Genomic DNA, 25668 nt, shown 5'->3' with positions numbered 1-25668 from the left:
TCGTTCTCCATTGCCGGCGGGCGATCGGCCGAAGCGCGCAGCCCGCTCGGCGGAGCGGCCTGCGGGCGCGTGGAAGGCGCGGGTTCGCGCCGCTATCATCCGCGCGATGTCTCTCGCGTCGGCCTCGCCGCTTGCCCGGGAAGGACGAGAGCTGCCGCTCGCCGACTGCGCCGTCAGCCTCGCCCTGGACCGGCCCCTCGCCCGGATCGCCGCGCTCGTCGCCGCGACCGCGGCTTCGTACGCTGCCGAACTGGCCGCTGCCGCGGCGGCCGTCCTGCTGTACCTGCCGGCGCTGCGGTTCGGTTTCGTCTTCGACGACGGCTCGCTGATCGACGCCAGCGGCTGGCCGCAGCGCCTCGGCGGCCTCGTGCCGTATCGGCCGCTGCGTTACGCGAGCTACCTCGTCGACGGCTGGCTCGGCGGCACGCCGTGGATCTACCACGCCCACAACATCGCGCTCCACGCGCTCGCGTGCGCGCTCGTTGCGAGCATTGCGCGCAGGCTCGGGGCGGCGCGCATCGCGGCGGCAGCGGCCGGGCTGCTCGTCGCCGTTCATCCGATTGCAGTCGAGTCGGTGGCCTACGTTGCGGGACGACGCGATCTTCTGTGCGTGGCGCTCGGCCTGGCTGCCGTGCTCGTGTGGATCCGCGGTCGCGCGCCGGCGGCACTGGTGCTGGTGGTGCTCGCGACGGCTGCCAAGGAAAGCGGACTGCTCTTTGCGTCTCCGCTCGTCGCGGCCTCCGTGGCCGGCATCGGTCCTCGCATGGACGATGCATCGCAGAAGCGCGCGCTTGCTGCACTGTTCGCAGCCGCAATCGCGGTCGCGGCACTGCTCGTTGCGGGATACGGCGCAGTCGGTCCCTGGGGCCCGGCCGGCGACGTCGCGTCGGTCGCGTTCGTCGGCCGCGTCGCAATGCACTACGCGAGCGGCCTGCTCGGGCTTCGCTCTTTCGCGCCCGAATATCCTGCTCTTCTTCAGTATTCCCCTGCTGCCGGTGAGCTTGCGCTGCACCTGCTGTTCGCGGCCGCGATTGCCGGCGCCGTCGTGCTGTCGCTGCGCCGATGCCGCAGAGCGAGCGGTAGCGACAGATCGCCTGCTTTTGCCGCCGCATGGACCGCGATGGCAATGCTCGCCGTCGCGATATGGGGAGGACTTCACGAGCCGGGAGCCGATCGTCACGCGTATCTCCTGCTCGCGCCCATCGCGATTGCGGCCGCGTTGCTGCTGACGCGCACGCGTTTGGTTCATGCGCCGCGGTACCTCGCACCGATCGCAATCGCTGCGCTGCTGCTGGCGAGCGCCGCTGCCAGTTACGGCCAGATGCAGATCTGGGGCAGCGAGGGCGCACTGTGGACTCGCGCGGCCGCCGATCCGGCGGCGTCTTCGCGCGTGCACGCCAACCTTGCGCGCAGTCTCGCGCTCGAGGGCAACCTGCGCGGCGCCACCGGTCATCTCCATGTCGCCATCGAGCGCGATCCCGCCAATCCGCGGCTGTACCTCGGCCTGGCAGCGCTGCGCTGCGCTGCCGGACATCCGTCGTGGGCCAGGCGCGATCTCGAACGGGCGCGCGTCGCCGGCGCTGCCGGCGGCGAGGTTGCGGCCGTCGAGCAGGATTGCAATTTCCCCCTTGCAGTGAGCCCGGTCGCTGCGCCTGACAGCGGCCACTCTCCGGATCCCGGCTCGGGATCCTGAGCCCGTACGGGCTTCTCAACCGTCATGACCTGCGCCGCCGTCGTCTTCTGTTGCGTCATCGCGCTCGCCTGTGCGGGCGGCTTCGGTGCTCCGGCGTTCGCGGCGGTCGTCGCATCGGATGCGTTTCGCGCCGCGCTTCCTTTCCTCGGCATCCTGATCGCTGCGCGTTTCGCGTCGATCCGCCGGCCGGGCAGCATCCGCACGATCGATCGCGTGCACGCCGCGCTGCAAGGCCTGCTGGCGGGCATGGCCTACGGCTGGTGGTGGGTCGAGCCGCACGCGCTGCTGACTTCGTCGTCGCCGGGAAGCCTCGTCGCGATGGGCTATCTCGCGGTGGCCGGTGGCCTGGTCGGACTGGTCATGGCGATCGTGGCCGAGCGGGCCCGGGACCCGCGCATCGCGCGCGAGATCATGCTCGGGGCCTTCGTGCTGTTCCTGTTAGGCGGCGGTCGCATCTACCGCGCGTACGACCACATCGAAGCCGGAGCGAGGCTGGCAGCGGCGCTCGCCATTTTTGCCTCCACGCTGGCGCTGGCACTGGCATCGTGGCTGGCGCTTCGAAGACGGCCCCGCGTCGCCGCAGCGATTCCCGCGCTCGCGCCGGCAGTGGCCGGCCTGGCGCTGCTTTGGTTCGCGAGCTCGGGTGCACCGGCCGTCGCCACGAGTCGCGACTCGGTGCTGCTCGTCGTCGTCGATACGCTGAGGGCGGATATCGCGGACGGACGCTTTGCGGCCGATCCCGGCGCGATGCCCGAGCTCGAACGCATCGCCGGTTCGGGAGTGCGCTTCACGCAGGCCGTCTCGCCGGCGCCGTGGACCCTGCCTGCAACGGTGAGCCTGCTCAGCGGCTGGAACCCCCACCGTCACCTGTTCGGCGTCAGTGCGTCCAACTGGGACGAGCTGCCGGGCGATCCGCGCGCCGTGTACATGGCCGGTGCCCTGCGCGACGGCGGCTACCTGACCTCCGCATTCGTGCGCAATCCGTACCTGAGGCCGTATTTCGGCTTCGACCGCGGCTTCTACCAGTTTCGCCCGTACCACGGCCGCGCCGTCGACGGCATCGCGCTCGCGCTGGACTGGCTGCACGACCACGCGGATTCGCCGTCGTTCACGCTGTTGCACCTGATGGACCCGCACTGGCCGTACGAAGCGCCGGAAGGATTCGGCGCGCCGCGCCAGCCGTGCCCGGACTGCGACACTCTGTTCGGCGCCCAATACTGGCCGACGACCGCCGCCGACCGCGCCGAGCTCCAGCGGCGTTATGCAGCCGAAGTGCGTTACACCGATGCGATGCTCGGCCGCCTCTTCGACACGCTGTCGGCCGGCGGGATCCTCGACCATAGCTGGCTCATCGTCACCGCCGACCACGGCGAGGAATTCTGGGAGCACGGAGGATTCCTGCACGGGCACTCGCTCTACGACGAGCTGCTGCGCGTCCCGCTGGTCATCGTGCCTCCACTCGCCGACAGAAGCGCACACCGCCATGTCCGCTTCGACATGCAGGTGCGCCTGGAGGACGTCGCGGCGACGATCCTGGACATCGCGGGCCTGGACACCTCGCTCGCGGTCGACGGCAAGTCGTTGATGCGAATCCTGCGCGGCGAAATGGACATCACGCCGCGCGTCGAAGTTTCGGGGCTCGTCAAGTCGCCGAAGGACCTCCGCTGGTCGGTACGCATGCCGCCGTGGAAGGCCGTCGTGTCGCCGGATCTCAAGGACAATCGGCTGTTCGATCTCGCGCACGACCCCGGCGAGCAGCACAGCCTGCTGTTCCCGCAAGTGCCGGGGCCGCGCGATCGCGCCAACGGTGAGAAGTTCTTCGAGCTGCAGCGCATGCCGCTGTGGATGCACCTGCCGGTCCATCGCAAGCCGGCGCCGGCGCGTTCCATTGCTCCGGAAGCCGACACGCGCCGCCAGCTTCGCAGCCTCGGCTACGCCAACTGACCAGCAGGTTGCGGAAAAACCCGGACCGAGGGGAGGGGTTTTTCCGCAGCCTGCCGGAGCGCGTTGCTATTTCGGCGCGGTGCCGCGCGGGTCGAGGCTTCGCTCGAGGCGGAAGATGCCGATCTCCGTCACGTCACGCTCGGTTCCGTTCGGAAGACGGTCGTAGGTCTCCTCCACGACGCGCAAGGCCAGGATCGGGCGCGTTACGGTCGTCATGCGAACGTGCGGGATCGGATCCTGGGCGCCGACTCCGTTCGAGACGTAATAGACCGGCCCCCGCGCGGTCAGGTACCAGACCAGGCCCGGCAGGAAATTGTCGTCGTCGGCAGAGTCCCGCGAGGGAACGGTAAGGTTGTTGCGGTCGGCGAGCATCCACAGCGCAGGCGAGATCATCATCGCGCTCACGTCGCGGTCGACGAGCACGGTGCCTCCCGGCGGAATCGATTCGGCCAGCTCTCGAAAGCTCTGATAGCCGTCTTCGAAGAGTTTTCGATTCCAGACCAGCCCGGCGCCCTCATGGACTGCGAACGCCATGGTCGCAAGGCACGCGAACATCAGCAGGCGGCTGCGCGCGCCGAGCTTGCGCGCGCAGTAGGTCGCCAGCAGCAGCAGCATCGGAAGCAGCAGTGGCACGAAACGGCGCCCGCCCCACACCAGCTCCGGGTAGACGTGCGGGTTGTAGAAGAGGATCAGCGCAGAGGAGAGCCCAAAGCCGAGGGCCAGCGGCGCGGCGGCCAGCACGTCGCGATCCTGCCAGGCAAGCGCGAAACCCGCCGCAGCCAGCGCGAGCGTCGCACTGCCGACGTAGAAGGACAGCCACATCGGCGTGCGATCGAACAGGAAGCTCGCCGCCATCCAGTGGCCGCCGAGCACTGCGGCAAGGAAGCACCAGCGCAGCGTCGCCTTCCATCCGAGTCGGCGCAGGGACAGCGCGACGGCGACCATCGCCGCGAGCGCTGCCGCAATGACCAGGTGCGTCGTGTCGCTCGAATACGGGTTCTCGTACAGGAACAGCAGGCGGATGCGCGCATTCTCGAGCAGGTCGGGAACGGGAAGCGCCCACGTTCCCGGCATCAGCACTGCTTGGGCGACCGCGAGCGCGAACAGGATCGCGACGGGTGCGAGCAGAAGCACAGTCAAGCGGCGCGGCGACTGCAGGCCCGGCCCGTTCCACAGCGCCGAGGCCGGCTGGATGCAGAGCGCCATTGCGAGGAACGCGACGACCTCGATGCGCGTGAACACTGCCGCGCCCAAAGCCGCGCCCGCCAGCAGCACCGTGTCGCGGCGCGGGCTGCTCGCCGTGCGCGACAGGACCGCCAGCGTCGAGATCGTGAAAAAGGCAGCAACCGCTTCCGACGTCGGCATCCTCGCGAAGTAGTAGAACGGCTCGCTGGCGCCGAGCAGTGCGGTTGCGACCAGACCGAGCACCGGCCCGCACCAGCAACGTGCCAGCATCGAGAAAGCCCACAGCGCCAGGGCGCCGAACACCGGCGCATAGCCGGGTGCAGCCTCGTCGCGGGTGGCGAGTCCCGGCGCTCCCGCCGTCGCGAAAAGTGCGGCCCATACCGAAGGGACCGGGAAGAAGGCCGGCCACGCCTCGGTGTCGTCGAGGGATTCCACGACGATGCCGCCGGGCAGGCGGCGGTACGGTGGGCCGTTGGATCCGGTGGCCTGGGACATCGAGTCGAACAGCACTTCGCGCGTGACCGCAGGAAGGGTTGGACCGAGATCGTCGTGAAGCGCCAGGGTGCCGTGATGGGCGAGCCAGACCCCCGCGCCGAGGTACGCCGAAGAATCCGAAGCACCGAGGAAGGCGGGATAGCCCGGCCAGTAAGCCAGCAGGGCGGCCGCGACGACCGCGAGGCCGATGGGGTCCCGGCAAACTCGCCGCGCAGCGCCCGGCGGCTGCGGCTCGCGCCAGCGCGTCCTTGCGACGGCTCCCGCCGCGGCCAGGACCAGGGTCGCGGCGATCGTCGACGGCAGCGAGAACTTTCCCGACACGGCCAGCGCCGTCGCGCACACCGTCGTTGCAACCGTGCTGGCAAGGACACGCGCGAATGCAACGGGCACTTGTCCGCCGCGCCTGGCAACCAGAAGCTGGCCGGGCGCGTAGAAGCAGAAGTAAGCTGCGGCCAGCTGGAGGCCGAGGTGCAGGGGCGTGGCGTCGGTCACGACGGGGTAGAAGACTGGAAAAAACAGGAAGGCAAAACGAAAGCGGGGCGGTGCAGAATCTGCACCGCCCCGCAAGTTGCGTTCAGGATCGCTTGCGCGAAGCCTGAGTTACGGCCTGGTCGCGCCGCCCAGCTTGGCGAACGGCTTTCCGTGCGTGCCGCCCGGAGCCTTGATCGTGACGTTGACCGTCTCGATCGAGGTGCACGGCGGCAGGTTGGAGTTGTTGGCGCCAACCAGCGGAACCAAGGCAGCTGCGCTGCTGCTGTTGACCGAGATCGAGCCGTTGTTCGGCGTCGAGTACGCGAACGTCACCGGGAAGTCGATGACGGTCATGTCGCCGTTGGTCCTGTCGTCGAACGTCGTGCGGCTCAGGGTCGCGAGCTGCCAGCCGTCATCACTGGAGTTGATCGGCGTGATGCCGTCAGCGCGATAGATGCCGCTGCACTTGCTCTTGACGAACGTGACGTGGCACGCGCCGGCGGGCAGGCCGAGGCTGGCGCCGGACGAGTTGGTCAGCGTCGAGCAGTCCTTGACGAGCTTGGCCTGGGTCTGCACAGAGCACTTGCCCTTCGGGCCAGAGGCGGGACCGTAGATGTAGTCGGTGCCGTTGTGGCCGACGTTGCCGACGCCGTGAGGAGTCACGGGCGTGCAGGCATCGGTTCCCGCCTGTGTCTGAGTGTTCGGACTTGGATGCTCAGTGCCGGGGCACTTCGCATAGTTGCGGACCATCGAGCCTTTCACGCCCTTGGCGGGCGCGCTGTTAAATGCGCACTGAGCGCTGGCGGTGCCCGCGTAGAGTCCCACGAGGGCAACGGCAGCCAGAGGCAGAGTAAATTTCTTCATATGCGGATTTCTCCTCCCGAAAATTCAGATCTAAGAACAGTCGTTTTGCTTCGAAGCGAACGGTGGTCGGGCCACCTTTTTTTTACCTACCAAGAGGGAGTCTCGTCTCCCCCGACTCTGCTCGAGACACGATGCCGCCCTATAGAAGCGACCTCCCCTGGCAGGTCCGGGGGCAGTTATAGGTGGCTGGCCTCGGGATTGTCAAGGATCGCAAACAAGCTTTTTATCGGATCTTGCGACAATTCGCCGCCTGATTTTGCGGATGCGCCCCTGCGTCGTTCCTGTCATAAGGACCGGCGGACTTCGCGCCCATGAAGCTGGTGATCCAGATCCCTTGCCTCAACGAAGAGGCGAGCCTTCCGGCTACACTGGCAGATCTTCCTGTCAGTATAGAAGGCGTCGACGAGATCGACATCGTCATCATCGACGACGGCAGCACCGACGGCACCGCCGCCGCGGCGCGTCGTTGCGGCGTACGAAACATCGTTCGAGCGCCGGTGAACCAGGGACTGGCACGAGCTTTTTCCGCCGGGCTCGATCATGCACTCCGCCTCGGTGCTGACATTATTGTCAATACCGATGCGGACGGCCAGTACCGCGGCGACCAGATCGCGATGTTGATCGCGCCGATCCTCCACCACGAGGCGGACGTCGTGATCGGTGACCGCAGGCCGGGCAGCCTGGCGCACTTCTCGATCCCGAAGCGGATCCTGCAAGTGGTCGGCTCGTGGATCGTTCGCCAGCTGTCGGGAACCCGCGTGCCCGACGCCACCAGCGGCTTTCGCGCCTTCTCCCGCAAGGCGGCCCTGAGGATGAACGTCGTCTCGGACTTCACTTATACGCTCGAGACCATCATCCAGGCCGGCAAGAAGCAGCTGCTGGTGACCCATGTCCCGATCGACGTGAACCCGGAGACACGGCCGTCGCGGCTGTTTCCGGGCATCCCGAGCTACATCCTTCGCAGCACGGCCACGCTCGTACGCATCTATGCGCTCTACGAGCCGCTGCGGGTATTCACGATCATCGGCCTTCTGTTCCTTTCCGGCGGGGCCCTGGTCGGAGGCCGCTTCCTCTACCTTTATGCTGTGACTGGCGGCGGCGCCGGGCACATCCAATCGCTCATTTTTGCCGCGGTGCTCACGCTGACCGGCGTGCAGACGATCCTGATCGGCCTGCTTGCCGACCTGATCGGCTCGAGCCGCCGCATGCTCGAGGACACGCTGCTGCGTATCCGTCGCATCGAGCTCGGCAGCCGCGACTGATGCGGGCCGCGCTGTTCGGCACGTACAACCGCTTCCACAGTGCCAACCGCATCGCGGCGATCGCGGCCCGGGCGGCCGGCTTCGAGCTCGTCGAGTACCACGAGCCGCTGTGGGAGGAGACGCGCGACAAGGACGCGGCGTATTTCTCCATTCGTTCGCTCGCGGTGCTGGCGGGGCGCTGGCTCGCCGCGGCATGGCGGCTGGCGCGTGCATGGCGCCGCACCGGCGGCGCTCCTGTTGCCATCGTCGGCTTCAACGGCCAGCTGGACGTGCTGCTGCTGCGCGTTCTCGGGTTTCGCCACGGGCCTCGCATCGTCTTTGCCCCGCTGGTCTCGCTCACCGAGACGCTCGTCGAGGATCGCCGCGTCTACGAAGAAGGCTCGTGGGCGGCACGCGCCCTGGAGGCCCTCGACCGGCTGACGTGCCGCGCGGCTGACGTGGTCGTCGTCGATACCGAGCAGCACCGGCGCTGGTTCGTCCGCGAGCTCGGCGTCGATCCTTCCAGGCTGCTGGTCTGCCATCTCGGTGCGGATCCCGAAGTGTTCCTCGAGGTTCACGATTCGACGCGCGCGCCGCGAGACGGCCGCGAGCGGGCGCGGCCGCATCGCGAAGACGCGACGGGCGAGGCGCGGCCGCTCGAAGTGCTGTGGTTCGGCCAGTACCTTCCGCTGCACGGCCTCGACGTCGTCGTCGATGCGGTGGGTCGCCTTGCGGCGCGCGACGGCTTCGCCGGACGGTACGTGTTCACGTTCATCGGCACGGGGCCGCAGCGGGCGCGCATCGAAGCGGGCCTTCGCGCGACGCGCGCCGACGTTCGTTTCATCGACTGGGTCGCCTACGAAGACCTGCCGTCGCGCATCGCCGCTGCCGACATCGTGCTCGGCATCTTCGGCTCTTCGCAGAAGGCCGCGATGGTGATTCCAAACAAGGTCTATGAAGCGGCGGCGGTCGGAGCGGCCATCGTCACCGCCGACACCGAGGCCATTCGCGAAGTGTTCGAAGGCGGCCGCGAGGTGGTGCTGTGCCGCGCCGACGGTCTTGCCCTTGCCGATGCCATCGAGAGCCTGGCCGAGCCGGTGCGCGGCGAGGCGCTTCGAGAGGAGCTCGCCAAAGCGTCGCGAGCCCGCATGCTGCAGTCGTTCTCTACCGAAGCGCTCGCAAGGTCATGGTCGGTTGCGCTGGCAGGTCCCGATGCGCCGGCCGGCAGCGCTCACCACGAATCGCTGCCGCGCGTGGGCGTCGCGGTGCTGTCGTTCCAGGACTCCGTGCGCACCCTCGAATGCCTGCACTCGATCGGCGGAGACGGCTACCCGGATCTCGACGTCCTCGTGATCGACAACGGCTCGGTCGAAAGCGAGCGATTTGCGCTGGCCGAAGGGATCCACGGCAGGATCGACGCCGAGGTGTTGCGGCTCGAGCGCAACATCGGCTTTGCCGCGGGCTGCAATCTCGCTCTCGACAAACTCTTCGCGCGCGGTTGCGATCACGTGCTCCTTCTCAACAGCGATGCACGCCTGGCTGCGGGCTGCATCGAAGCGCTCGTGCGCGGCAGCAGGGCGCGGCCGGGCGTCGGCCCCGTCGGGCCTCGCGTTGCAGACGGCCGTCCGGGCCAGAAGCCGCTTTCGCTCGGCGAAAGGTACTGGGCCTGGGCGTTGTGGGCTCCGCGCTCGCTGCTTCGCGTGCGCGCCGTGCACCAGAGGCCGTATCGCGCCGGCGGCATCACCGGATGCGCGATCCTCGTTTCACGCGCGCTGTACCAGAGGATCGGCGGCTTCGACGAGAGCCTGTTCGCGTACTACGAAGAGGTGGATTTCTGCCTGCGTGCGCGCGAAGCGGGACTTTGGCCGCTGGTGGTGCCGGAGGCGCAGGCCGGGCACCGCGGCGCGCGCGGATTCGCCTCCGGCATGACGCCGCTGGCGGCGTGGCTCAAGGCGAGAAACCTGTGGCTCGTCGGGATGCGGCACGCACGCCAGGACGTCTCGCGCGACGTATTCGGCGCCGGCTATCATTGCCTCGTGCTCGCGAGCGCGCTCGGCTACCTGCTGCGCGGGCGCAGCGACGTCGCGCGCGCGATGATCGCCGGAATGCGCGCAGGAAAACGCCGCTACGTCGGCTTTCCTCCGGCGCCGCTGTTTGCCGCGTCGGGTTACCCGGCCAGCGGTTTACCGGCGGACGCCGACGGCTCCGGCGCTCGCAGTGCAACGGGCGCGTCCATCGGTGCTGCCGCTGTCCGAAAAAACCGCGGCACCGGCGAGGCCGCACGATGAAGATCGCGATCGGCGCCGGGACCGGCACCGTCGGCGGCCCCGCAACGTACGCGGTCGAGCTCGTGCGTGCGCTGGTCACGATGTTCCACGAGCACGAGTTCGTCGTGCTGACCGACAAGCCCGCGCCGTTCGCGACGCTCTGCGCGACGCGCGAGCTGCCGATGACCTCGCCGTGGCAGCAGCCGCTGTGGGATCACGTTCGCGTGCCGAGGGCGCTTGCCGCCGGGCGTTTCGATCTCTACCACGCAACCAAAGGCGTGGTTCCCCGCCTTGGCAAGACGCCCGCCGTCGTCACCATCCACGACCTGGCCAGCCACGTGATGCCGCAGACGTTCCGTGCGGCACAGAGGATCCACCTTGGGCTGGAAACGCCGTGGGCGCTGGCACACGCGCGCGTCGTACTGGCTCCGTCGCAGAGCACGGCCGACGACATCGCCAGGCTGTTCCCTTCGCTCGCGACGCCGGTGGTCGTCACTCCGGAAGCGGCCGCGTCGGGCCTTCATCCCCCGACTCCAGACCAGATTGCCGCGTGGCGCGGCCGCCGCGGCATCGACCAGCTCGCGTGCGGCTATCTCGGGACGATCCAGCCACGCAAGAACGTCGCGCTTTTCGTCGATGCGTTCCTTCGGGCCGCGCGCGACCGCGACTGGCGCCTTCTCCTTGCAGGACGCCTCAGGCCCGGCGAGGAGGTGCCGTCCGGAGGAGGCGACCGGCGCATCGTCCATCTCGGCGCGATGCCTGCGGACGAGATCGCGCCTTTTCTCGGCTCGCTGCGCTGCATGGTCTCGCCGTCGTCCTACGAGGGTTTCGGACTGACCTTCATCGAAGCGATGGCCTGCGGGTGTCCCGTCGTCGGGCTTCGCAACAGCTCGATTCCCGAAGTGGTGGGCAGCGCCGGCGTGTTGCTCGACCGTCCGGACGTGGAGGCGCTTGCCGCCGTCATCGAACGGCTGATGACCGACGATGCGATGGTCACCGATCTTTCGCGGCGCGGTCGCGAGCAGGCGGCGAAGTTTTCGTGGAGCGAGACGGCAAGACGAACCATGCACGCCTACCGCCTTGCGCTCGGCGAAGCGGGCGCGGCGCCGTCATGAGTGCCGGTTCTCCCGGTCGCTCGTCCGCGCTCCCGCAAGCCGCGCGCGTCGTCGCCGTCGTACTCGACTGGAACGGCGCGAGCGACACCGTGCGCTGCGTGCGGTCGCTGGCCGCGCTCTCCGACGGCGCACTTGAGACCATCGTCGTCGATAACGGGTCGCGCCGCAGCCCTCGCGATGCGCTTGCGAGCGCCGGACTGGACGCGTCGATCGTCGAGACCGGCGTCAATCTCGGCTATGCGGGCGGCAACAACGTCGGAATCGCCGCGGCGCTCGAGCGCGGCGCCGATTTCGTCTGGATCCTCAACAACGACGTCGAAGTCGATGCCGGCGGCCTCGAGCCTCTGCTGGAGGCGGCCGCGCGCAGTCCCCGCGCCGGCGTGCTCGGCAGTCGCGTCGTGCGCGGAGACGATCCGTCGCGGATCTGGGTGGCCTGGGGCGAGGTCACGTGGGGCCAGAGCCTGATCCGGCTGGTCGGAGAAAACGCCGCTGACGACGAGCGCTATCGTATCGAGCGCGACGTCGAGTGGCTTCCGGGCTGCGCGCTGCTGTTTCGCGCCGCCGCGCTGCGCGAAGTCGGCGGCTTCGACGAGGAATTCTTCGCCTACCACGAGGACGTCGACTGGGCTGCTCGTGCGCGAAGGGCCGGATGGACCTGCCGCTACGTCGGCACCTCGCGCATCGTCCACCACATCCACGGCAGCTCCGGAGGCGCCGCGCACTACGGCGGCTTCCGCAAGTACCTTTCGGCGCGCAATTCGGTGCTCTATGCGCGCCGCCACGCGACAGCAGCCCAGGCGCTTCGCCTGGCAGCGAGCATCGTCGTGACGTTTCCTTTCCAGCTCGCGAGAAGGGCCCTCTCCGGCGAGGCCTCCGGCGTGTGGATCAAGCAGCAGGGCTGGCGCGACGCGCTGCGCGGACGCCCGATTCCTCTCGTCGAGCTTGGACTGCGGGAGGCCGGCGGTGCTGACAGCGTTGCCGTGCAATTGCAGGCAACCGGTCGCCACGCGGAATGACGCTCGTCGGACCTGCCGATTTCATATAGATTTTCCCGGACCCGCAATGCGCAAGATCGTCGTCATCCCCACCTACAACGAGAAGGAAAATCTCGCGGCCATCGTCACCGAGGTTCTTCGGGTCGATCCGGCCATCTGTGTCCTCGTCGTCGACGACAATTCGCCCGACGGTACGGGTGCGATCGCCGATGCGATGTCGGCGGCGGACTCGCGGGTGCAGGTGCTGCACCGGCCAGGCAAGGACGGGCTCGGCATCGCGTACCGCGACGGGCTGTCGAAGGCCGTGCAGATGGGCGGCGACCTCATCGTGCAGATGGACGCCGACTTCTCGCACCCGCCGTCGGCGCTTCCGGGCTTCTTCGATCTTGCGCGCGACTACGACCTCGTGCTCGGCTCGCGCTACATCGACGGCATCACGGTGGTCAACTGGCCGATGCTGCGCCTGATGCTGAGCTATTTCGGCAACGAATACGCGCGCCGCGTGCTCGGCGGGCTCCCGGTGATGGACGCCACCGGCGGCTTCAAATGCTGGCGCCGCAGCGCGCTGGAAGCGATCTCGCTGGAGGACGTTCGCGCCAACGGCTACTGCTTCCAGGTCGAGACGACGTTCCGCGCGTGGCGGGCCGGGCTTTCGATCAAGGAGACACCGATCCTGTTCGTCGATCGCCGCCTCGGCACTTCCAAGATGCACCTGTCGATCGCCGTCGAGGCGATGCTGATCGTCTGGAAGCTGAGATGGATGGCCTTGACGGGCAGGATCCGCAAAGCCCGCAAGCTTGCCGGTCCCGGCGGCACCGCCGGGCGGGCGCCGGAAATTTCCTGAGCACCCTCCCGTCTTGCCTGCAGGCCATGCGATGAAGCGCCGCATCCTCGTCCTCAACGAGCGCGATCCGGTCAACCCGATGACCGGCGGCGCGGAGACGCACGTCTTCGAAATCCTCCAGCGCCTCGTCTCGCGCGGTCACGAAGTCACGCTGCTGGCCGCGAGCTTCCCGGGCGCGCTGCGCGAGCAGACCGTGCAGGGCGTACGCGTGCGCAGGCTCGCCAACCGCTATTTCTACTACGCGATCGTGCCGTGGGTGGCGCGCCGTCTCGCGCGAGAGCACGACGTCGTCGTCGACGTGCTCAACAAGCTTCCGTTCTTCAGTCCGTGGCTCGTCCCGTTGCCGTGCCTGGCGATCGTGCACCACCTGTTCGGAACCACCGCTTTTCGCCAGGTGCCGGCGCCGATCGCCGCGATCTCGTGGCTCATGGAAAAGCTGATCCCGGCGGCGTATCGCGGCGTGCCCGTGCTCGCGATCTCGCCGAGCACCAGGGCCGACCTGATCGGTCGCGGGCTTGCCGCCGACCGCATCTACGTGGTGCCGCCGGGCATCGACAAGAGCACCCACCAGGCGGTCGACGACGGCCTCGATCGCGAGCCGCTGGTGCTGTGGATCGGCCGCGTCGAGCCGTACAAGAGGGCTGACCTCGTCATCGACGCGATGGCCGAAGTGCGTCGCGAGGTTGCGGCGGCGACGCTCGTCATCGTCGGTGCCGGTTCGGCGCGCGCCAGCCTCGAGGCACGTGCGCGCGCCCAGGGCCTCGAGCACTGCGTGCGCTTTACGGGATTCGTGCCGGAGCACGAGAAGATCGCGTGGATCCAGAAAGCCTCGGTGCTCGTGCAGACCTCCGAGAAGGAAGGCTGGGGAATGACGGTGATCGAGGCCAACGCCTGCAACACCGTCGCCGTGGCCAGCGACGTCCCGGGGCTGCGCGATTCGGTGCAGCGTGGCCGCACCGGGCTGCTGTTCGAGTACGGTGATCGAGCGGGACTGGTGCGAGCCCTGGTGCGTGCCCTCGGCGATCGCTCGCTGCGCGCGGAGCTGATCCGCGGCGGCCACGAGTGGTCGGAGCGATTCGGATGGGAAGAAGTGGCCGACGATGCCGAGCAGCTCGTCGAGGAAGCGATCCGGCCCGGCGCGAGTCGGGTTCACCTCGCCGCCTCGCCGTTTCCACAGTGATGCCTGCCATCGCGAAAGCGTTCTTGACAGCCGACGGGCGCGCCGCCAAAGTCGCGCGCTTCGATACGGCAACCCGGGTGCCTGATCCCGGGCAATGAGAGGATTTGCGTTGAAAGCGATCATTCTTGCCGGCGGTTCCGGCACCCGGCTGCATCCGATGACGCGCGTCGTCTCCAAGCAGCTCCTGCCCGTGTACGACAAGCCGATGGTCTATTATCCGCTGTCGACGCTGATGCTGGCCGGCGTGCGCGACGTACTGGTGATCTCGACGCCGGAGGATCTTCCGGCCTACCGCAAGCTGCTCGGCGACGGCTCCGACCTCGGCATCGCGCTCTCCTACGCCGTGCAGCCGACACCGGGCGGCCTGGCCCAGGCCTTCCTGATCGGGCGCGAATTCGTCGGCAGTGACCGCGTGTCGCTGGTCCTCGGAGACAACATCTTCTTCGGCCACGGGCTCGGCGAATCGCTCGAGCGCGCCGCGGCGCGGGAGCGCGGCGCGACGGTGTTCGCGTACGCGGTTCACGATCCCGAGCGTTACGGAGTCGTCGAGTTCGACGCAGCGGGGCGCGCGGTCTCCCTCGAAGAGAAACCCGCCTCGCCGCGCTCCCACTATGCCGTCACGGGCCTGTACTTCTACGACAACCGCGTGCTCGACATCGCGGCCTCGCTCGCGCCTTCGCCGCGCGGCGAGCTCGAGATCACCGACGTCAATCGTCGCTACCTGGAGACGGGCGATCTCGAGGTGGAGGTGATGGGGCGCGGCATCGCATGGCTCGACACCGGGACCTGCGCCGCGTTGCACCAGGCGTCCAATTTCATCGAGGCGATCCAGGAGCGCCAGGGCCTGCGGGTGGCGTGCCTCGAGGAGATCGCGTGGCGCAAGGGCTTCATCACGGCCGAGCAGCTCGACGCTCTCGGCGCGCGCACCGGCGGAGATTACGGCAAGTACCTGAGGGCTGTCCTCACCGACAGGAGGGAATGATCGCTCGTTACTGCGTTGCGCGCTCGTGCTCGGCCAGCACGGCGGCGACGTTGTCGCGCCAGCTGCGGCTGGCGCCGAGCAGCACTTCGGTCTTCGACAGGTCGAGAATGCTGTAAGCAGGCCGCCTGGCCGGTCTCACGAATTCGGCGCTCGTGCAGGGATCGACGCGGCACGCGCTCGCGCTCTGCTCGATCACGGCGGAGGCCAGCTCGTGCCAGCTGCAGCTTCCGCCGTCGGTAACGTGGAAAATCCCGCGCGCGCCGTGCCGGGCGAGCGCGAGCGTACGCTCGGCGAGGTACTGCGCGCTGGTCGGCCTGCCCACCTGGTCGCTGACGACGCGGATCGAAGCATTGGCGCGACCGAGTCCCAGCATCGTCAGCACGAAATTCTTCGCCCACGGTGCGTACAGCCAGCTCGTGCGCACGATCAGGTGCTGGCAGCCGCTGTCGAGGATGGCCTTTTCGCCGGCGGCCTTGCTGCGGCCGTACGCGTTGACCGGCGAGATGGGATGGTCGACCGGATAGGGAGAAGCCGCGTGGCCGTCGAAGACGTAATCGGTGCTGAAGTGCACGAGCAGCGCACCAAGGCGCCGCGCGTGTGCGGCAAGCAGGCCGACTCCGCCGCCGTTGATGGCGGTCGCTTCGTTCTCGCGCGTCTCGGCGCCGTCGACGTCGGTGAATGCCGAGCAGTTGACGATCGTCCGCAGGCCGGCGTGCATGTGCGGCTCGACGCTATCCGGTTTCGTCAGGTCGAAAGCCGGCCACGATACTCCGTCGAACGGAAGAGCCCGCGACCGGAGCAGAAGCTCGAACGCGTGCCCGAGCATTCCGTCGGGACTGACGAGAAGGATCGGACTGGAGGCCACGCTCAACCGTCCTTGCGCCTCTCGGTGCGGGCCTGCTCGTAATGCGGCAGCCGCTCGCGCGGGATGTCCGTCAGGCAAAACGCGCGCGCCGAGTCTTTTTCGTTGACGATCGGACTGGCAACCGGCCAGTCGATCGCCAGCGCGGGATCGTTCCACAGCACCGACATCTCGGACGCGGGATGGTAATACTCGGTGCACTTGTAATGGAAGATCGCCTCGTCGCTGGTCACGCAGAAACCGTGCGCGAAGCCCGGCGGCACCCAGAACTGGCGGTGGTTCGTGTCCGAAAGCACGACCGCGGTCCAGCGTCCGAAGCTCGGCGACCCGACGCGCACGTCCACTGCGACGTCGTAGACCTCGCCGAGAAGAACGCTGACGAGCTTTCCCTGGCAATGCGGGTTCTGCAGGTGCAGACCGCGCAGGATCCCGCGCCGTGAGCGCGAGATGTTGTCCTGCACGAAAGGCCCGGGGATTCCGGCTTCCACGTACCGCTGCGCCGCCCAGCTCTCGAAAAAATGCCCGCGCTCGTCGCCGAACACTCGGGGCTCGATGATGCAGACCTCGGGCAGGACGGTCGACAGGACTTTCATCGACGCGTCAGGATGCAGCCGACGCGCGCCGGCCGTAGTTGTGCTCGATCCAGCGCAGGTAGTCGCCGCTGCGCACGCCGTCCACCCACGCGCGGTTGCCGAGGTACCAGCGCACCGTGGCGCGAAGCCCGTCGTCGAACGTGTGCTGAGGCGACCAGCCGCATTCCTTTTCGGTGCGGCTCGCATCGATCGCATAGCGAAGGTCGTGACCGGGCCGGTCGGCGACGTACGTGACCAGGCTCTCGAAGTCGGCCAGGGGGCAGCCGGTCTCTTCGGCCAGCACGCGGCAGATGCGAGCGACGACGTCGATGTTCGTGAGCTCGCAGTCGCCGCCGACGTTGTACGTCTCGCCGGTGGCGCCGCGCTCGATGACGGCCCAGATGGCCTCGCAGTGATCCTCCACGTAGAGCCAGTCGCGCACGTTCAGGCCCTTGCCGTAGACGGGCAGCGGCTTGCCGTCGAGCGCATTGAGGATCATCAGCGGGATCAGCTTTTCGGGGAACTGGTACGGGCCGTAGTTGTTCGAGCAGTTCGTGATCTTGACGGGCAGGCCGTAAGTGCGCCCGTACGCGCGCACGAGATGGTCGCTGGCGGCCTTGGAAGCGGAGTAGGGGCTGGACGGGTCGTAACGCGTCGTCTCGGTGAAGCGTCCGCTCTGGCCGAGCGAGCCGTAGACTTCGTCGGTGCTGACGTGGTGGAACAACGCGCCGGAGCGGCTCGCCGAGTGGGTGCGGAAGGCCTGCAGCAGGTTGAAGGTCCCGACGATGTTGGCGTGCACGAAATCGCCGGGAGAGACGATGCTGCGGTCGACGTGGCTCTCGGCGGCAAAATGCACGACGAGATCGGGCGGAAGCCGCGCGAACAGCTCGTCGACCGCCGCGGCATCGGCGATGTCGACGCGCTCGAGCGCGTAATTCGGCAGCGCGTCGATGCCGTCGAGGTTGGCGGGGTTGGCCGCGTACGTGAGCTTGTCGACGTTGGTGAAACGGTCGCCGGCCCGTCTCGGCACCGACAGTCGCAGGAAATTCGAGCCGATGAAGCCGGCGCCGCCGGTGACGAAAATGTTCATGCGGGATCCAGGTTCCGTGGAGGGCGCCGCGGCGCTGGCCGCCCGCGGCTGCGTTCGGCCGAGAATAGACGGGGTCCGCCGCCATGCAAGCGGAGGGGCAGGGCAGTGTCCGCCGCCAGGCCGCTGGGCAGGCGACACGGCTGCGACGTTCGTGCTATAGACGCCCGGTTCGACGGGTCGCGGCAGTGGCCGGGGGATCTGTCGCTGGGCGTATCGCGCCCGCACGGGAGTGGGCAAGCCAATGCTGTTCGGCAAGAAAATCGTCGTCGTGATGCCCGCGTACAACGCGGAATCGACGCTGCGGCGCACCTATGCGGAGATCCCTTTCGAATACATCGACGAGGCGATCCTCGTCGACGACGGAAGCTCGGACCGCACCGTCGACGTCGCCCGCGAGCTCGGCTGCCGCACGCTGGTGCACCTGCAGAACAAGGGCTACGGCGGCAACCAGAAGACGTGCTACCGCGAAGCGCTGCGTCATGGCGCGGACGTCGTCGTGATGCTGCATCCCGACTACCAGTACACGCCCAAGCTGCTGGTCGCGATGGCCTCGATGATCGCGGTCGGCGAGTACGACGTCGTGCTCGGCTCGCGCGTGCTTTGCCAGAGCGCGATGAGCGGCGGCATGCCGGCCTACAAGTACGTGGCCAACCGCCTGCTGACGCTCTTCGAAAACATCCTGCTCGGCCAGCACCTGTCGGAGTACCACTCGGGCTATCGCGCATTTTCGGGCAAGGTCCTCGAGACGCTGCCGCTCGAAGAGAACTCCGACGACTTCGTGTTCGACAACCAGATGCTGGCCCAGTGCGTGCACTTCGGCTTCCGCATCGGCGAAGTCTCGTGTCCCACCAAGTACTTTCCCGAGGCCTCCTCGATCAGCTTCCGGCGCAGCGTGCGTTACGGGCTCGGCGTGCTTCGTACCAGCCTCGCGTTCTGGCTGCACCACGTGGGCGCGTCGCGCAGCCCGCTGTTCAACGAAGGCGGCGGTCGTCTCGGCGTCGAGCATCACCCGCATGTGCACGGCCATACGGTCGGGGACTGAGCGGGGTCCAGGGTCCAGATGTCGAGCCTGGTCGATTGTCCGCACTGCGGTGCGGCGCAGGGTGCGCCCCTGTTCGACGCCGCCGATCCGCTGTCGGCGGACCGCTTCGAGATCCGCCGCTGCACCCGCTGCGCGCTCGTGCACGTCTCTCCGCGCCCCACGCCCGAGCGCCTCGCTCAGTACTATCCCGACGGTTATTTCGGCAAGCGTCACCCGCTGCTCAAGAACTTTTTCATGAACCTGCGTGTCGGCGCGTTGCCGGCTACGCCGGGGCGGGTGCTCGACATCGGCTGCGGGCGCGCCGATTTCCTGATGGCATGCCGGCGCCGCGGCTGGCGGGTGGCCGGCGTCGAGCAGGACGGCGCGCCGATCATGGAGCTTCGTCGCGAGCTCGGCCTCGAAGTGGTGTCGACGACGGAGCTGGCCACTCTTCCCGACGCATCGTTCGACGCCGTGACGATGTGGCACGTCTTCGAGCACATGTTCGATCCCCACGAGATGCTGCGCGAGATCGTGCGCCTGCTGCGTCCGGGCGGGACGGCCGTGATCGAAGTGCCGAACTTCGGAAGCTGGCAGGCCCGCATCGATCCTCAGTACTGGTTCCACCTGGACGTGCCGCGCCACCTGCTGCACTTCGAGCGCCCGACGCTGGAGGCGATGCTCGATTCGGAGGGCCTGAGGCCGGTGCGCTGGAGCACGTTCTCGGCCGAGTACGATGCGTTCGGGATCCTCCAGAGCTTCCTCAACCGGCTCTGTACGACGCCGAACTACCTGTTCCAGGTGCTGATCGGCAGGCGCGGCAAAGGGACCGCGGGGGACGCGCTGGTGACTGCGCTCACGACGCTGCCTCTTGCGGCCCTCGCAACGATTCTTGCCGTGGTCGCGCCGTTGTTCGGCGAAGGCGGCGTGCTGCGCGTCGTCGCGGTCAAGCCGTTGCAGGCGACAGGGGGCGGACAGGTCTCTCCCTGACAGGCGCCGCTGCGCCGATGCGCTTCTTGCGATCGAGGAACGGCTTTTCGATGAAGCGGTACGTCAGTGCCGACAGCGCCACCGACATCACGACTACTGCGGCCGCGACGGCGAGCGTCTGCACGTTCCACGTGAGGAACACGCCGGGCCTCCACAGGCGCAGCCAGTGGAACGTGTAGACCATCACCGGAAGGTGCACGAGGTAGAGCGAGTAGGACCAGCGTCCCACTGCCGCCAGCGCGCGGTTGCAGAAGAGGCGATACGACCTGAGCGGGGCGAGCAGCAGCAGCAGCAGCACCGAGCCCCAGCACAGGCCTTCGATCACGTGCCAGCCGAAGTACGCGCGCTGCTCGGCCCGATAGTATCCAAACCACACGAGCCAGCGCAGCAGGGTCCCCAGTCCGAACAGGCTCGCGAGCAGCAGCAGGTCGGCGCCGCCGCGGCTTAGCAGGCGGCTTTGCGCGAGGCGAAGGCGCAGCGCTGGCCCGTGCGAAGCATACAAGGCTGCGGCCAGCACACCGGTCATGAAAATGGGTGCGAGCGCGAGCACGGAGTGCGACAGCGAGAGCTCCGCGGTGGTCGTGCCGAGTGGCCAGGCGCTGAACAGGTACTCGACGAACGCCGCGGAGTAGAGCAGCACGGCTGCCGCGCCGATCCGCCTGCCTCGCCTGCTGGCGAGACAATACGGCAGCAGCGGCAGCAGCACGTAGAACTGTGCCTCGGTGGCCAGGCTCCACCAGACCGCGCTGAACGGAGGAATCGGCGCCGCGACTTGCGAAAAACTGTTCGCGAACACCATCCATGCCGTCGCCCTGCCGAGATCTGCAGTCGATGCGGAAGTCAGCACGGTACCGACGACAATCGCGGTCCAGTACGCGGGAATGATCCGCAGCACGCGACGCCGGTGAAAGCTCATCGTCGAGAATCTCTCCCCGCGCGTTGCCGCTGGGAAGATCGGCAGTGACAGGCAGAATGCGCTGAGCACGAAGAACAGGCTGACGCCGGTTTGGCCGCCGGCGACGAACGCGCGCAGCAGCCCGACGGCATGGCCACCGGCAGCCAGCTTCGCGGTCAGCATGCCGTCGAGGTGGTGAAGAACCACCATGAGGATCGCCAGGCCACGCAGCGACTCGACCTCCGGCACGAACCCTTTCGCCGGAGCGCTCGCGAGCATTGCATCGGCAGTGCGACGGATATCGTGCGCCGTGACCTTGCGTGCCTGGAATTCGGGTAACGCGCGCGCCGCATCGATTGCACGAGACGGAACGCGAGGCGGTGTCGTCGTCATCTCTACCCCGCTCGCGGCCGGCGCCGAAGCCAAGGCGCCGGACCGGGCCGGCTTCGCGTAGCACGACGGCAAGTGTCATTGCGAGCGACAGAAGGGGGAAACGCTCGATTTTTGGCGCAGTTGCGAGGCGGATCGCTCGTTTGTGGCGAACCTGGTAGCCACGCTGGCAGGTGAAAGAACGGATCCCCGGGCGGGAGCGGCTGCCTGCAGGGCGGATCAGGAGCGGGAGTTGCCGGGGCAGGAGAGCCCCGGAATCAGCGAGAATTCCGCGTCAAATCACGACAAATCAGTGACAAATCTTGAGCGCGAGCCCGGCTTCGAGGAGCCGGTTGCGACCCGGATCGATCGTCCACTGGCCCGAAACGTTGAGCGGCAGGGCCCCGAGCGGCGTGCCGCAAGTGGAGGCCAGCGGCAACGAGCCGAGGCTGCACCGGGTGCTGACTCCGCTCGGCGCCGGGACCTTGAGCTCCCAGCTTCTGCTGGCGCCGCCGTCGCTCAGCGTGATCGTCACGGGCCCATCGATCGGCGCGACCAGGCTCATCGCAATGTCGAGCCTGTCTTTCGGATCGGCAAGAACGGGCGCAGCCTCCTGCGGCACCGTGATCCGGAACGAAGACTCCGGCCCTGTCGACCCGAGCTCGAGGCGCACGCAACGGGGCACGGCCGCCGGTGCGCAGGCGCAAGCGAATACCGCCGAAACAGCGAGTGCGCGCGAGGCAGCAGCGAGCAATGCGCGGCTCATTGCGGGCAGTCCCGGAACAGTACGAGAAGCGGCGCGACCGATGCCGGAGCGAATCGCACGAGAAGTCCTTCGGGCGACAGCGCGACGCAGTCGACGTCGCCGCCGGCCGCGACGCCGCCCGCTGCTCCGCCAACTGTGCCGCCCGCAAACGACAACGTCATGCCGACCCGCTTGTTTTCCCAGAATGCGATCTGCAGCACGTCGGGTCCTCTCCAGTAGCCGCCGGCGATCACGCGCGGAAGACGGACAGCGAGCCGGGGAGCACGGTCGATCTTGTCGAGCACGAGATCGGCGTTGGTCGCACTGTCTCCCAGCTCGGCCAGCACGGTTCCGGTGCTCCTGTCGATCTGCGAGAAACGCAGCGGCGGCAGCGACGACAGCAGCTTTTGCAGCGCGGCGTCATCGCTCACCTCCTTGGCTGCAAAAAGCGGTGCCATCTCGAGCGCGGTACGCTGGAACGCCGGCGGGGTAGGCTTGAAGAGCTGGTCGACGCTGAAATCGGCGAGAAAACGCACGACGGGAGACAGCGAGAACGGGCGGCACGAGATCGTCGCACGCTCTCCGGGTGCGAGCGACGCACAGACAGGGCGCTGAGCGTGCGCCGGCGCGGCCAACAGCAGCAAGACTGCGGCCGCGGCAAAAGCGGAGCGCGTGGACAAAGTGCCGGCGCGCCTCACGAGGAGGGATACTACGGAGCGCCTGCGAAGCGGTCAATGCTCGCTCGGCTTGCGCGAGCCGAGCCACGACGCCTGGCTCGCGAGAACCTCCCCGTCGTGGTGCCAGGCCTTGCGCTTACTGCGCGTAGCCGAGCGCCCGGAGCTGCTCGCGGCGCGCCGGGTCGAGCAGCCCGGTTCGCGGTGGGGCGATCGACCGCTGTGCCACTGTGCGGGCATCGCGCGCAAGCACCGTGCCCGTCATCGCCTCGCGACGCGGGGCCTCGTCGTCGCCGGCGGGCGTGTGCTCGCCTGCATCGGCATCGAGGTCGAATAGCCTCGTGCCGCGCGCCGGATCCATCAGCAGCTTCCACTTTCCATCGACCATCGCACGGCGATGCTGCTGGCGGTCTCCTTCGAAGCGCGCCTCGAGATCGGCGTAGACGGGGCCTGGGCTCGAAGCGCCGGCCAGCGCGGTCGCGAACGACGGCTCGATCGCCGCCGACTCCGGCGCCGCAAGGGCGCACATTGCATCGATCGTCGCACGCAGCTCCGCGAGCGACACCGGAGCCGCGGCTACGCTCGCTGCAGGAACGCCGGGCCCCGCCATCAGCAGCGGCACCCGCAGCAGCTCGTCGTACAGCGTGCGGCCGTGCTGGACACCGCCATGCTCGCCGAATTCCTCGCCGTGGTCGGCGGTCACGACGACGATGGTGCGATCCCGGGTTGCGTTGGGAAGAGCGTCGAAAAGATTTCCGATCGCGGCGTCGGTCGCTGCGATTTCGGCGTCGTAGAGCTTTTGCAGCACCGCCAGCGTCGCCGCATCGGGCGCCGACGGCGCGAGAAGCACCGGCCACTGAGCCGGGCCTGCCAGCGGCTCGTCGTCGGCCACGCCGAAGCGGCGCGCGAAATCGCGAGGCGGCGAGTAGGCGGCGTGCGGATCGAAGTAGTGCAGATAGAGAAGAAAAGGACGCGCCTGGTCGCGCGAGCGCAACCACGCGAGCGCCGCCGACGTCAGCTCCGCCGCACTCGCCTCGAACACCCAGCGGGACATCGACGCGTCTGCCGGCACGGCGCCCATCGTTTTCGGCGCGGCAGCTCCGCCGTGAAGCACGTCGAAGCGATCGAAGCCGCGCGCCAGGCCCTGGCGCGGCGTCACGAAGGCGGGATTGGCCGACAGCGCGACGGTCTCGTAGCCGGCCTCGTGGAAGTCGTCGGCGAGCGTCGAGAGGCTGTCGGAGACCACCGAGTCGCTGCGTTCGACGCCGTGCACGGCCGGATACAGCCCGGTCAGGATCGACGACACGCTCGGCAGCGTCCACGAGCTGGCGGCGCGCGCGGCCGCAAAACGCGTGCCGCGTGCAGCCAGGGCATCCAGGTTCGGCGACGTAGGCCGCGAGTAACCGTAGCAACCGAGGTGGTCTGCCCTCAGCGTATCGACGACGATGAGCAGGACGTTTGGATGCGACGCGCCGTCTCGCGCGTTGCAGGAGCACATCACCGCGCATGCGAGCGTGAGTCCCGCAGCGATGCGTGCCGCGAGCCTCACGGACGTGCCGCGGCCGCCGCTCGCTGAAGCGACGGAGCCTGGAGAACCTGTGCGAATACGGCCTCGGCAATTTTCTGCTGTCCTGCCGCGTCCGGATGCAGCGCGTCGCTCATGAGATAACGCTCGCCGAACGGCTGCACGGCGGCATCGGAGTCGCGATTGAAGCGTAGCACGCGCTCGGCGTTGCTCGCCGCCAACTGCGTAGGAACTGCGAATTCCGGACGGCCGCCGGCGTAGAACATGTAGTGCAGCGAGGATGTCGACGGTGGAGTTTCGACTGCGGCCGTGAACACGCCGTCGGCGGCGCGTTCGTCGCCGTCGTCGCCGTCGTCGTGCATCGGCGCGTCGAAGCGGAACCCACTGCCGATTTCACCTTCGCCCTTGACGTGCACCTCACTGCTGCCGATCGCGAGCTGAGTGCGAAAACGGATCAATGGGCCACGGCCTTGCGGAGCGGGGAACTCGGGCCGGCCAAATGGGACGATCGGTACGTGCGCGTAGAGGAGCCCGAGGCGGTGGGAGCGCCTGATGTCGGCACGCAGCCATTCGGCGCGAATTGCCTCGACGGCATCGACGAATGCGAAGCCGTCGCGCAGCGTGGCGCTGCGAAGCGCCGCCGCTGCCGGCGTCGCGGCGAAGTCCAGATTCACGAACAGCGAATCCACGGCAGCGGCGCGGGCCGTTTCGCCGATGCGATGCACCGTCGCAGCGATTTCCGGCGGGGAGACGCGATGGCAGTCCGTGCCCGAAGCCTGCTGGAGCAGGCAACCGGGGCTCGGGCCGCGTGACCCGGAATGCGACCGTGCCTCGGGCGCCAGCAGGCGCGCGGCACGACTACTTGCGAGCAGCGCCGAGAACGTGCCGCGCGGCTCGTCGCGCAGGTTTTCCGAAAGCCACATCTGCTCGCTGTCGCTGACCGCTACGGGCTCGAGCTGGTCGGAAGTGCCGAAGGCAGAAATGACCAGCGCCGGTTGCAGTCGAAAGCCGTCGCGAAAAAGGAACCTGGCGCCCTGTACCCACGACCACTGCGGCACGGCCGCGTTGAGCACCTCGAAGTGCAGCGACGGGTAGCGCGTCGCGAGCATCCGCGAAAGCAGCGCGGGCCAGTCGCTTCCCTGATCGACGTTGAATCCCTGCGTCACCGAGTCGCCGAGGCAAAGGATGCGGAAGACACCGGCGGCCGGCGTCGCGGACACTTCGTCGCCGCGCAGGCCTCTCGAGTCCAGCCGCAGCGTCCACTGCCCGGTGACTGCCGCGGAGAACGGCACGACCGGCTCGGTGCGCTTGATCGACGGCCGGTTGCGCCACAGCAGGTCCTCATCCGGAACTACCGAGGCATCGACAGGCATTGCGAAGCCGGAACCAGGAGCCCGGTCGCGCACGAAAGCATCGGGCACGGCGAATGCATCGAGCGACGGGCGTTGCTGCTGCCATTGCAGCAGCCTTGCGACCAATTCGAGCGCGACAGGCACCGCGACGATGCACGCGAGAAGGACGAATACCTGTAAGGGGCGCGAGGATCCGGTCGGCGAAGGTCGCTTCATGAAGCCTTGCGGGAAAGGTCACCTAGTCGAACCACGGATCGCCGGTGCCTGCAAGGTTTGGCTCGGCCCGACCGCGCTGCT

Annotated in this window: 21 protein-coding genes; 11 read left to right on the top strand and 10 right to left on the bottom strand. The window is 68.1% G+C overall.

Annotation, left to right across the window (positions count from 1 at the left end):
- Nucleotides 1–106: 106 nt before the first annotated feature.
- Together VGK20_05645 and VGK20_05640 are read left to right on the top strand one after the other, a co-directional pair.
- Entirely contained in the window at nt 107–1693 is a 1587-nt protein-coding gene (locus tag VGK20_05645) for a hypothetical protein (protein HEY2773518.1), read from the top strand.
- Between the two features lie 24 nt (nt 1694–1717).
- Nucleotides 1718–3637: a sulfatase-like hydrolase/transferase gene (locus VGK20_05640; GenBank protein ID HEY2773517.1), complete on the top strand. Its 1920-nt coding sequence runs from the start codon at nt 1718–1720 to the stop codon at nt 3635–3637.
- A 66-nt stretch (nt 3638–3703) separates the two neighbouring features.
- Here VGK20_05640 and VGK20_05635 read toward each other — a convergent pair whose 3' ends face one another.
- Together VGK20_05635 and VGK20_05630 are read right to left on the bottom strand one after the other, a co-directional pair.
- The gene (locus VGK20_05635; protein HEY2773516.1) at nt 3704–5809 is read right to left on the bottom strand and encodes a hypothetical protein; all 2106 of its coding nucleotides are present in this window, start codon (nt 5807–5809) and stop codon (nt 3704–3706) included.
- A 108-nt stretch (nt 5810–5917) separates the two neighbouring features.
- Nucleotides 5918–6652: a hypothetical protein gene (locus VGK20_05630; GenBank protein ID HEY2773515.1), complete on the bottom strand. Its 735-nt coding sequence runs from the start codon at nt 6650–6652 to the stop codon at nt 5918–5920.
- 311 nt (nt 6653–6963) lie between these two features.
- On the opposite strand from VGK20_05630, the gene VGK20_05625 reads away from it, so the two are divergent.
- The 7 genes from VGK20_05625 (at nt 6964) to rfbA (ending at nt 15276) form a co-directional block, all read left to right on the top strand.
- Complete coding sequence (locus VGK20_05625; GenBank protein ID HEY2773514.1) at nt 6964–7914, top strand: glycosyltransferase family 2 protein; 951 nt, start codon at nt 6964–6966, stop codon at nt 7912–7914.
- Nucleotides 7914–10181, top strand: coding sequence for a glycosyltransferase (locus VGK20_05620; protein HEY2773513.1), 2268 nt, complete (start codon nt 7914–7916; stop codon nt 10179–10181). Before VGK20_05625 ends, VGK20_05620 begins: the two co-directional genes overlap by 1 nt.
- Nucleotides 10178–11275 (top strand): glycosyltransferase family 1 protein, encoded by a 1098-nt coding sequence (locus VGK20_05615; GenBank protein HEY2773512.1) that lies wholly within the window; start codon nt 10178–10180, stop codon nt 11273–11275. The genes VGK20_05620 and VGK20_05615 overlap by 4 nt, the downstream gene beginning before the upstream one ends.
- Nucleotides 11272–12291 carry a glycosyltransferase family 2 protein gene (locus VGK20_05610; protein HEY2773511.1) on the top strand — a complete coding sequence of 340 codons (1020 nt, stop codon included), beginning with the start codon at nt 11272–11274 and terminating at the stop codon, nt 12289–12291. The genes VGK20_05615 and VGK20_05610 overlap by 4 nt, the downstream gene beginning before the upstream one ends.
- Before the next feature lie 46 nt (nt 12292–12337).
- A complete protein-coding gene (locus VGK20_05605) occupies nt 12338–13114 on the top strand; it encodes a polyprenol monophosphomannose synthase (GenBank protein HEY2773510.1) in 777 nt (258 codons plus the stop codon).
- Between the two features lie 31 nt (nt 13115–13145).
- Complete coding sequence (locus tag VGK20_05600) at nt 13146–14294, top strand: glycosyltransferase family 4 protein (GenBank protein HEY2773509.1); 1149 nt, start codon at nt 13146–13148, stop codon at nt 14292–14294.
- A gap of 109 nt (nt 14295–14403) precedes the next feature.
- On the top strand, nt 14404–15276 hold the full coding sequence (gene rfbA / locus VGK20_05595) for a glucose-1-phosphate thymidylyltransferase RfbA (protein ID HEY2773508.1): 873 nt from the start codon (nt 14404–14406) through the stop codon (nt 15274–15276).
- A 7-nt stretch (nt 15277–15283) separates the two neighbouring features.
- On the opposite strand, the gene rfbD is transcribed toward rfbA, so the two are convergent.
- The 3 genes from rfbD to rfbB are packed head-to-tail and all read right to left on the bottom strand — an operon-like array spanning nt 15284 to nt 17800.
- The gene (rfbD, locus tag VGK20_05590) at nt 15284–16141 is read right to left on the bottom strand and encodes a dTDP-4-dehydrorhamnose reductase (GenBank protein HEY2773507.1); all 858 of its coding nucleotides are present in this window, start codon (nt 16139–16141) and stop codon (nt 15284–15286) included.
- Nucleotides 16142–16143: 2 nt separating this feature from the next.
- Complete coding sequence (gene rfbC / locus VGK20_05585; protein HEY2773506.1) at nt 16144–16731, bottom strand: dTDP-4-dehydrorhamnose 3,5-epimerase; 588 nt, start codon at nt 16729–16731, stop codon at nt 16144–16146.
- 7 nt (nt 16732–16738) lie between these two features.
- A complete protein-coding gene (rfbB, locus tag VGK20_05580) occupies nt 16739–17800 on the bottom strand; it encodes a dTDP-glucose 4,6-dehydratase (GenBank protein HEY2773505.1) in 1062 nt (353 codons plus the stop codon).
- A 241-nt stretch (nt 17801–18041) separates the two neighbouring features.
- Between rfbB and VGK20_05575 the strand changes: the two genes are divergently transcribed.
- Nucleotides 18042–18842: a glycosyltransferase family 2 protein gene (locus tag VGK20_05575; GenBank protein HEY2773504.1), complete on the top strand. Its 801-nt coding sequence runs from the start codon at nt 18042–18044 to the stop codon at nt 18840–18842.
- 18 nt (nt 18843–18860) lie between these two features.
- Nucleotides 18861–19811 (top strand): class I SAM-dependent methyltransferase, encoded by a 951-nt coding sequence (locus VGK20_05570; protein ID HEY2773503.1) that lies wholly within the window; start codon nt 18861–18863, stop codon nt 19809–19811.
- Here the strand turns inward: VGK20_05570 and VGK20_05565 are convergent.
- From VGK20_05565 to VGK20_05545, 5 genes are all read right to left on the bottom strand, one after another.
- Entirely contained in the window at nt 19768–21099 is a 1332-nt protein-coding gene (locus VGK20_05565; protein ID HEY2773502.1) for an acyltransferase, read from the bottom strand. The two genes, VGK20_05570 and VGK20_05565, sit on opposite strands and share 44 nt — an antisense overlap.
- A 286-nt stretch (nt 21100–21385) precedes the next feature.
- Nucleotides 21386–21841 (bottom strand): hypothetical protein, encoded by a 456-nt coding sequence (locus VGK20_05560; GenBank protein HEY2773501.1) that lies wholly within the window; start codon nt 21839–21841, stop codon nt 21386–21388.
- Nucleotides 21838–22500 carry a hypothetical protein gene (locus tag VGK20_05555; protein ID HEY2773500.1) on the bottom strand — a complete coding sequence of 221 codons (663 nt, stop codon included), beginning with the start codon at nt 22498–22500 and terminating at the stop codon, nt 21838–21840. The genes VGK20_05560 and VGK20_05555 overlap by 4 nt, the downstream gene beginning before the upstream one ends.
- 133 nt (nt 22501–22633) lie before the next feature.
- Entirely contained in the window at nt 22634–24043 is a 1410-nt protein-coding gene (locus VGK20_05550) for a sulfatase (GenBank protein HEY2773499.1), read from the bottom strand.
- Nucleotides 24040–25587 carry a GDSL-type esterase/lipase family protein gene (locus tag VGK20_05545; GenBank protein ID HEY2773498.1) on the bottom strand — a complete coding sequence of 516 codons (1548 nt, stop codon included), beginning with the start codon at nt 25585–25587 and terminating at the stop codon, nt 24040–24042. The genes VGK20_05550 and VGK20_05545 overlap by 4 nt, the downstream gene beginning before the upstream one ends.
- Nucleotides 25588–25668 lie beyond the last annotated feature (81 nt).

Source organism: Candidatus Binatia bacterium (assembly GCA_036493895.1).
In the GTDB taxonomy this organism is placed as follows: Bacteria; Desulfobacterota; Binatia; order UBA1149; family CAITLU01; genus DATNBU01.
The sequence above is the reverse complement of the archived record's forward strand: the minus strand, read 5'-3'. Positions and strand labels throughout refer to the sequence as shown.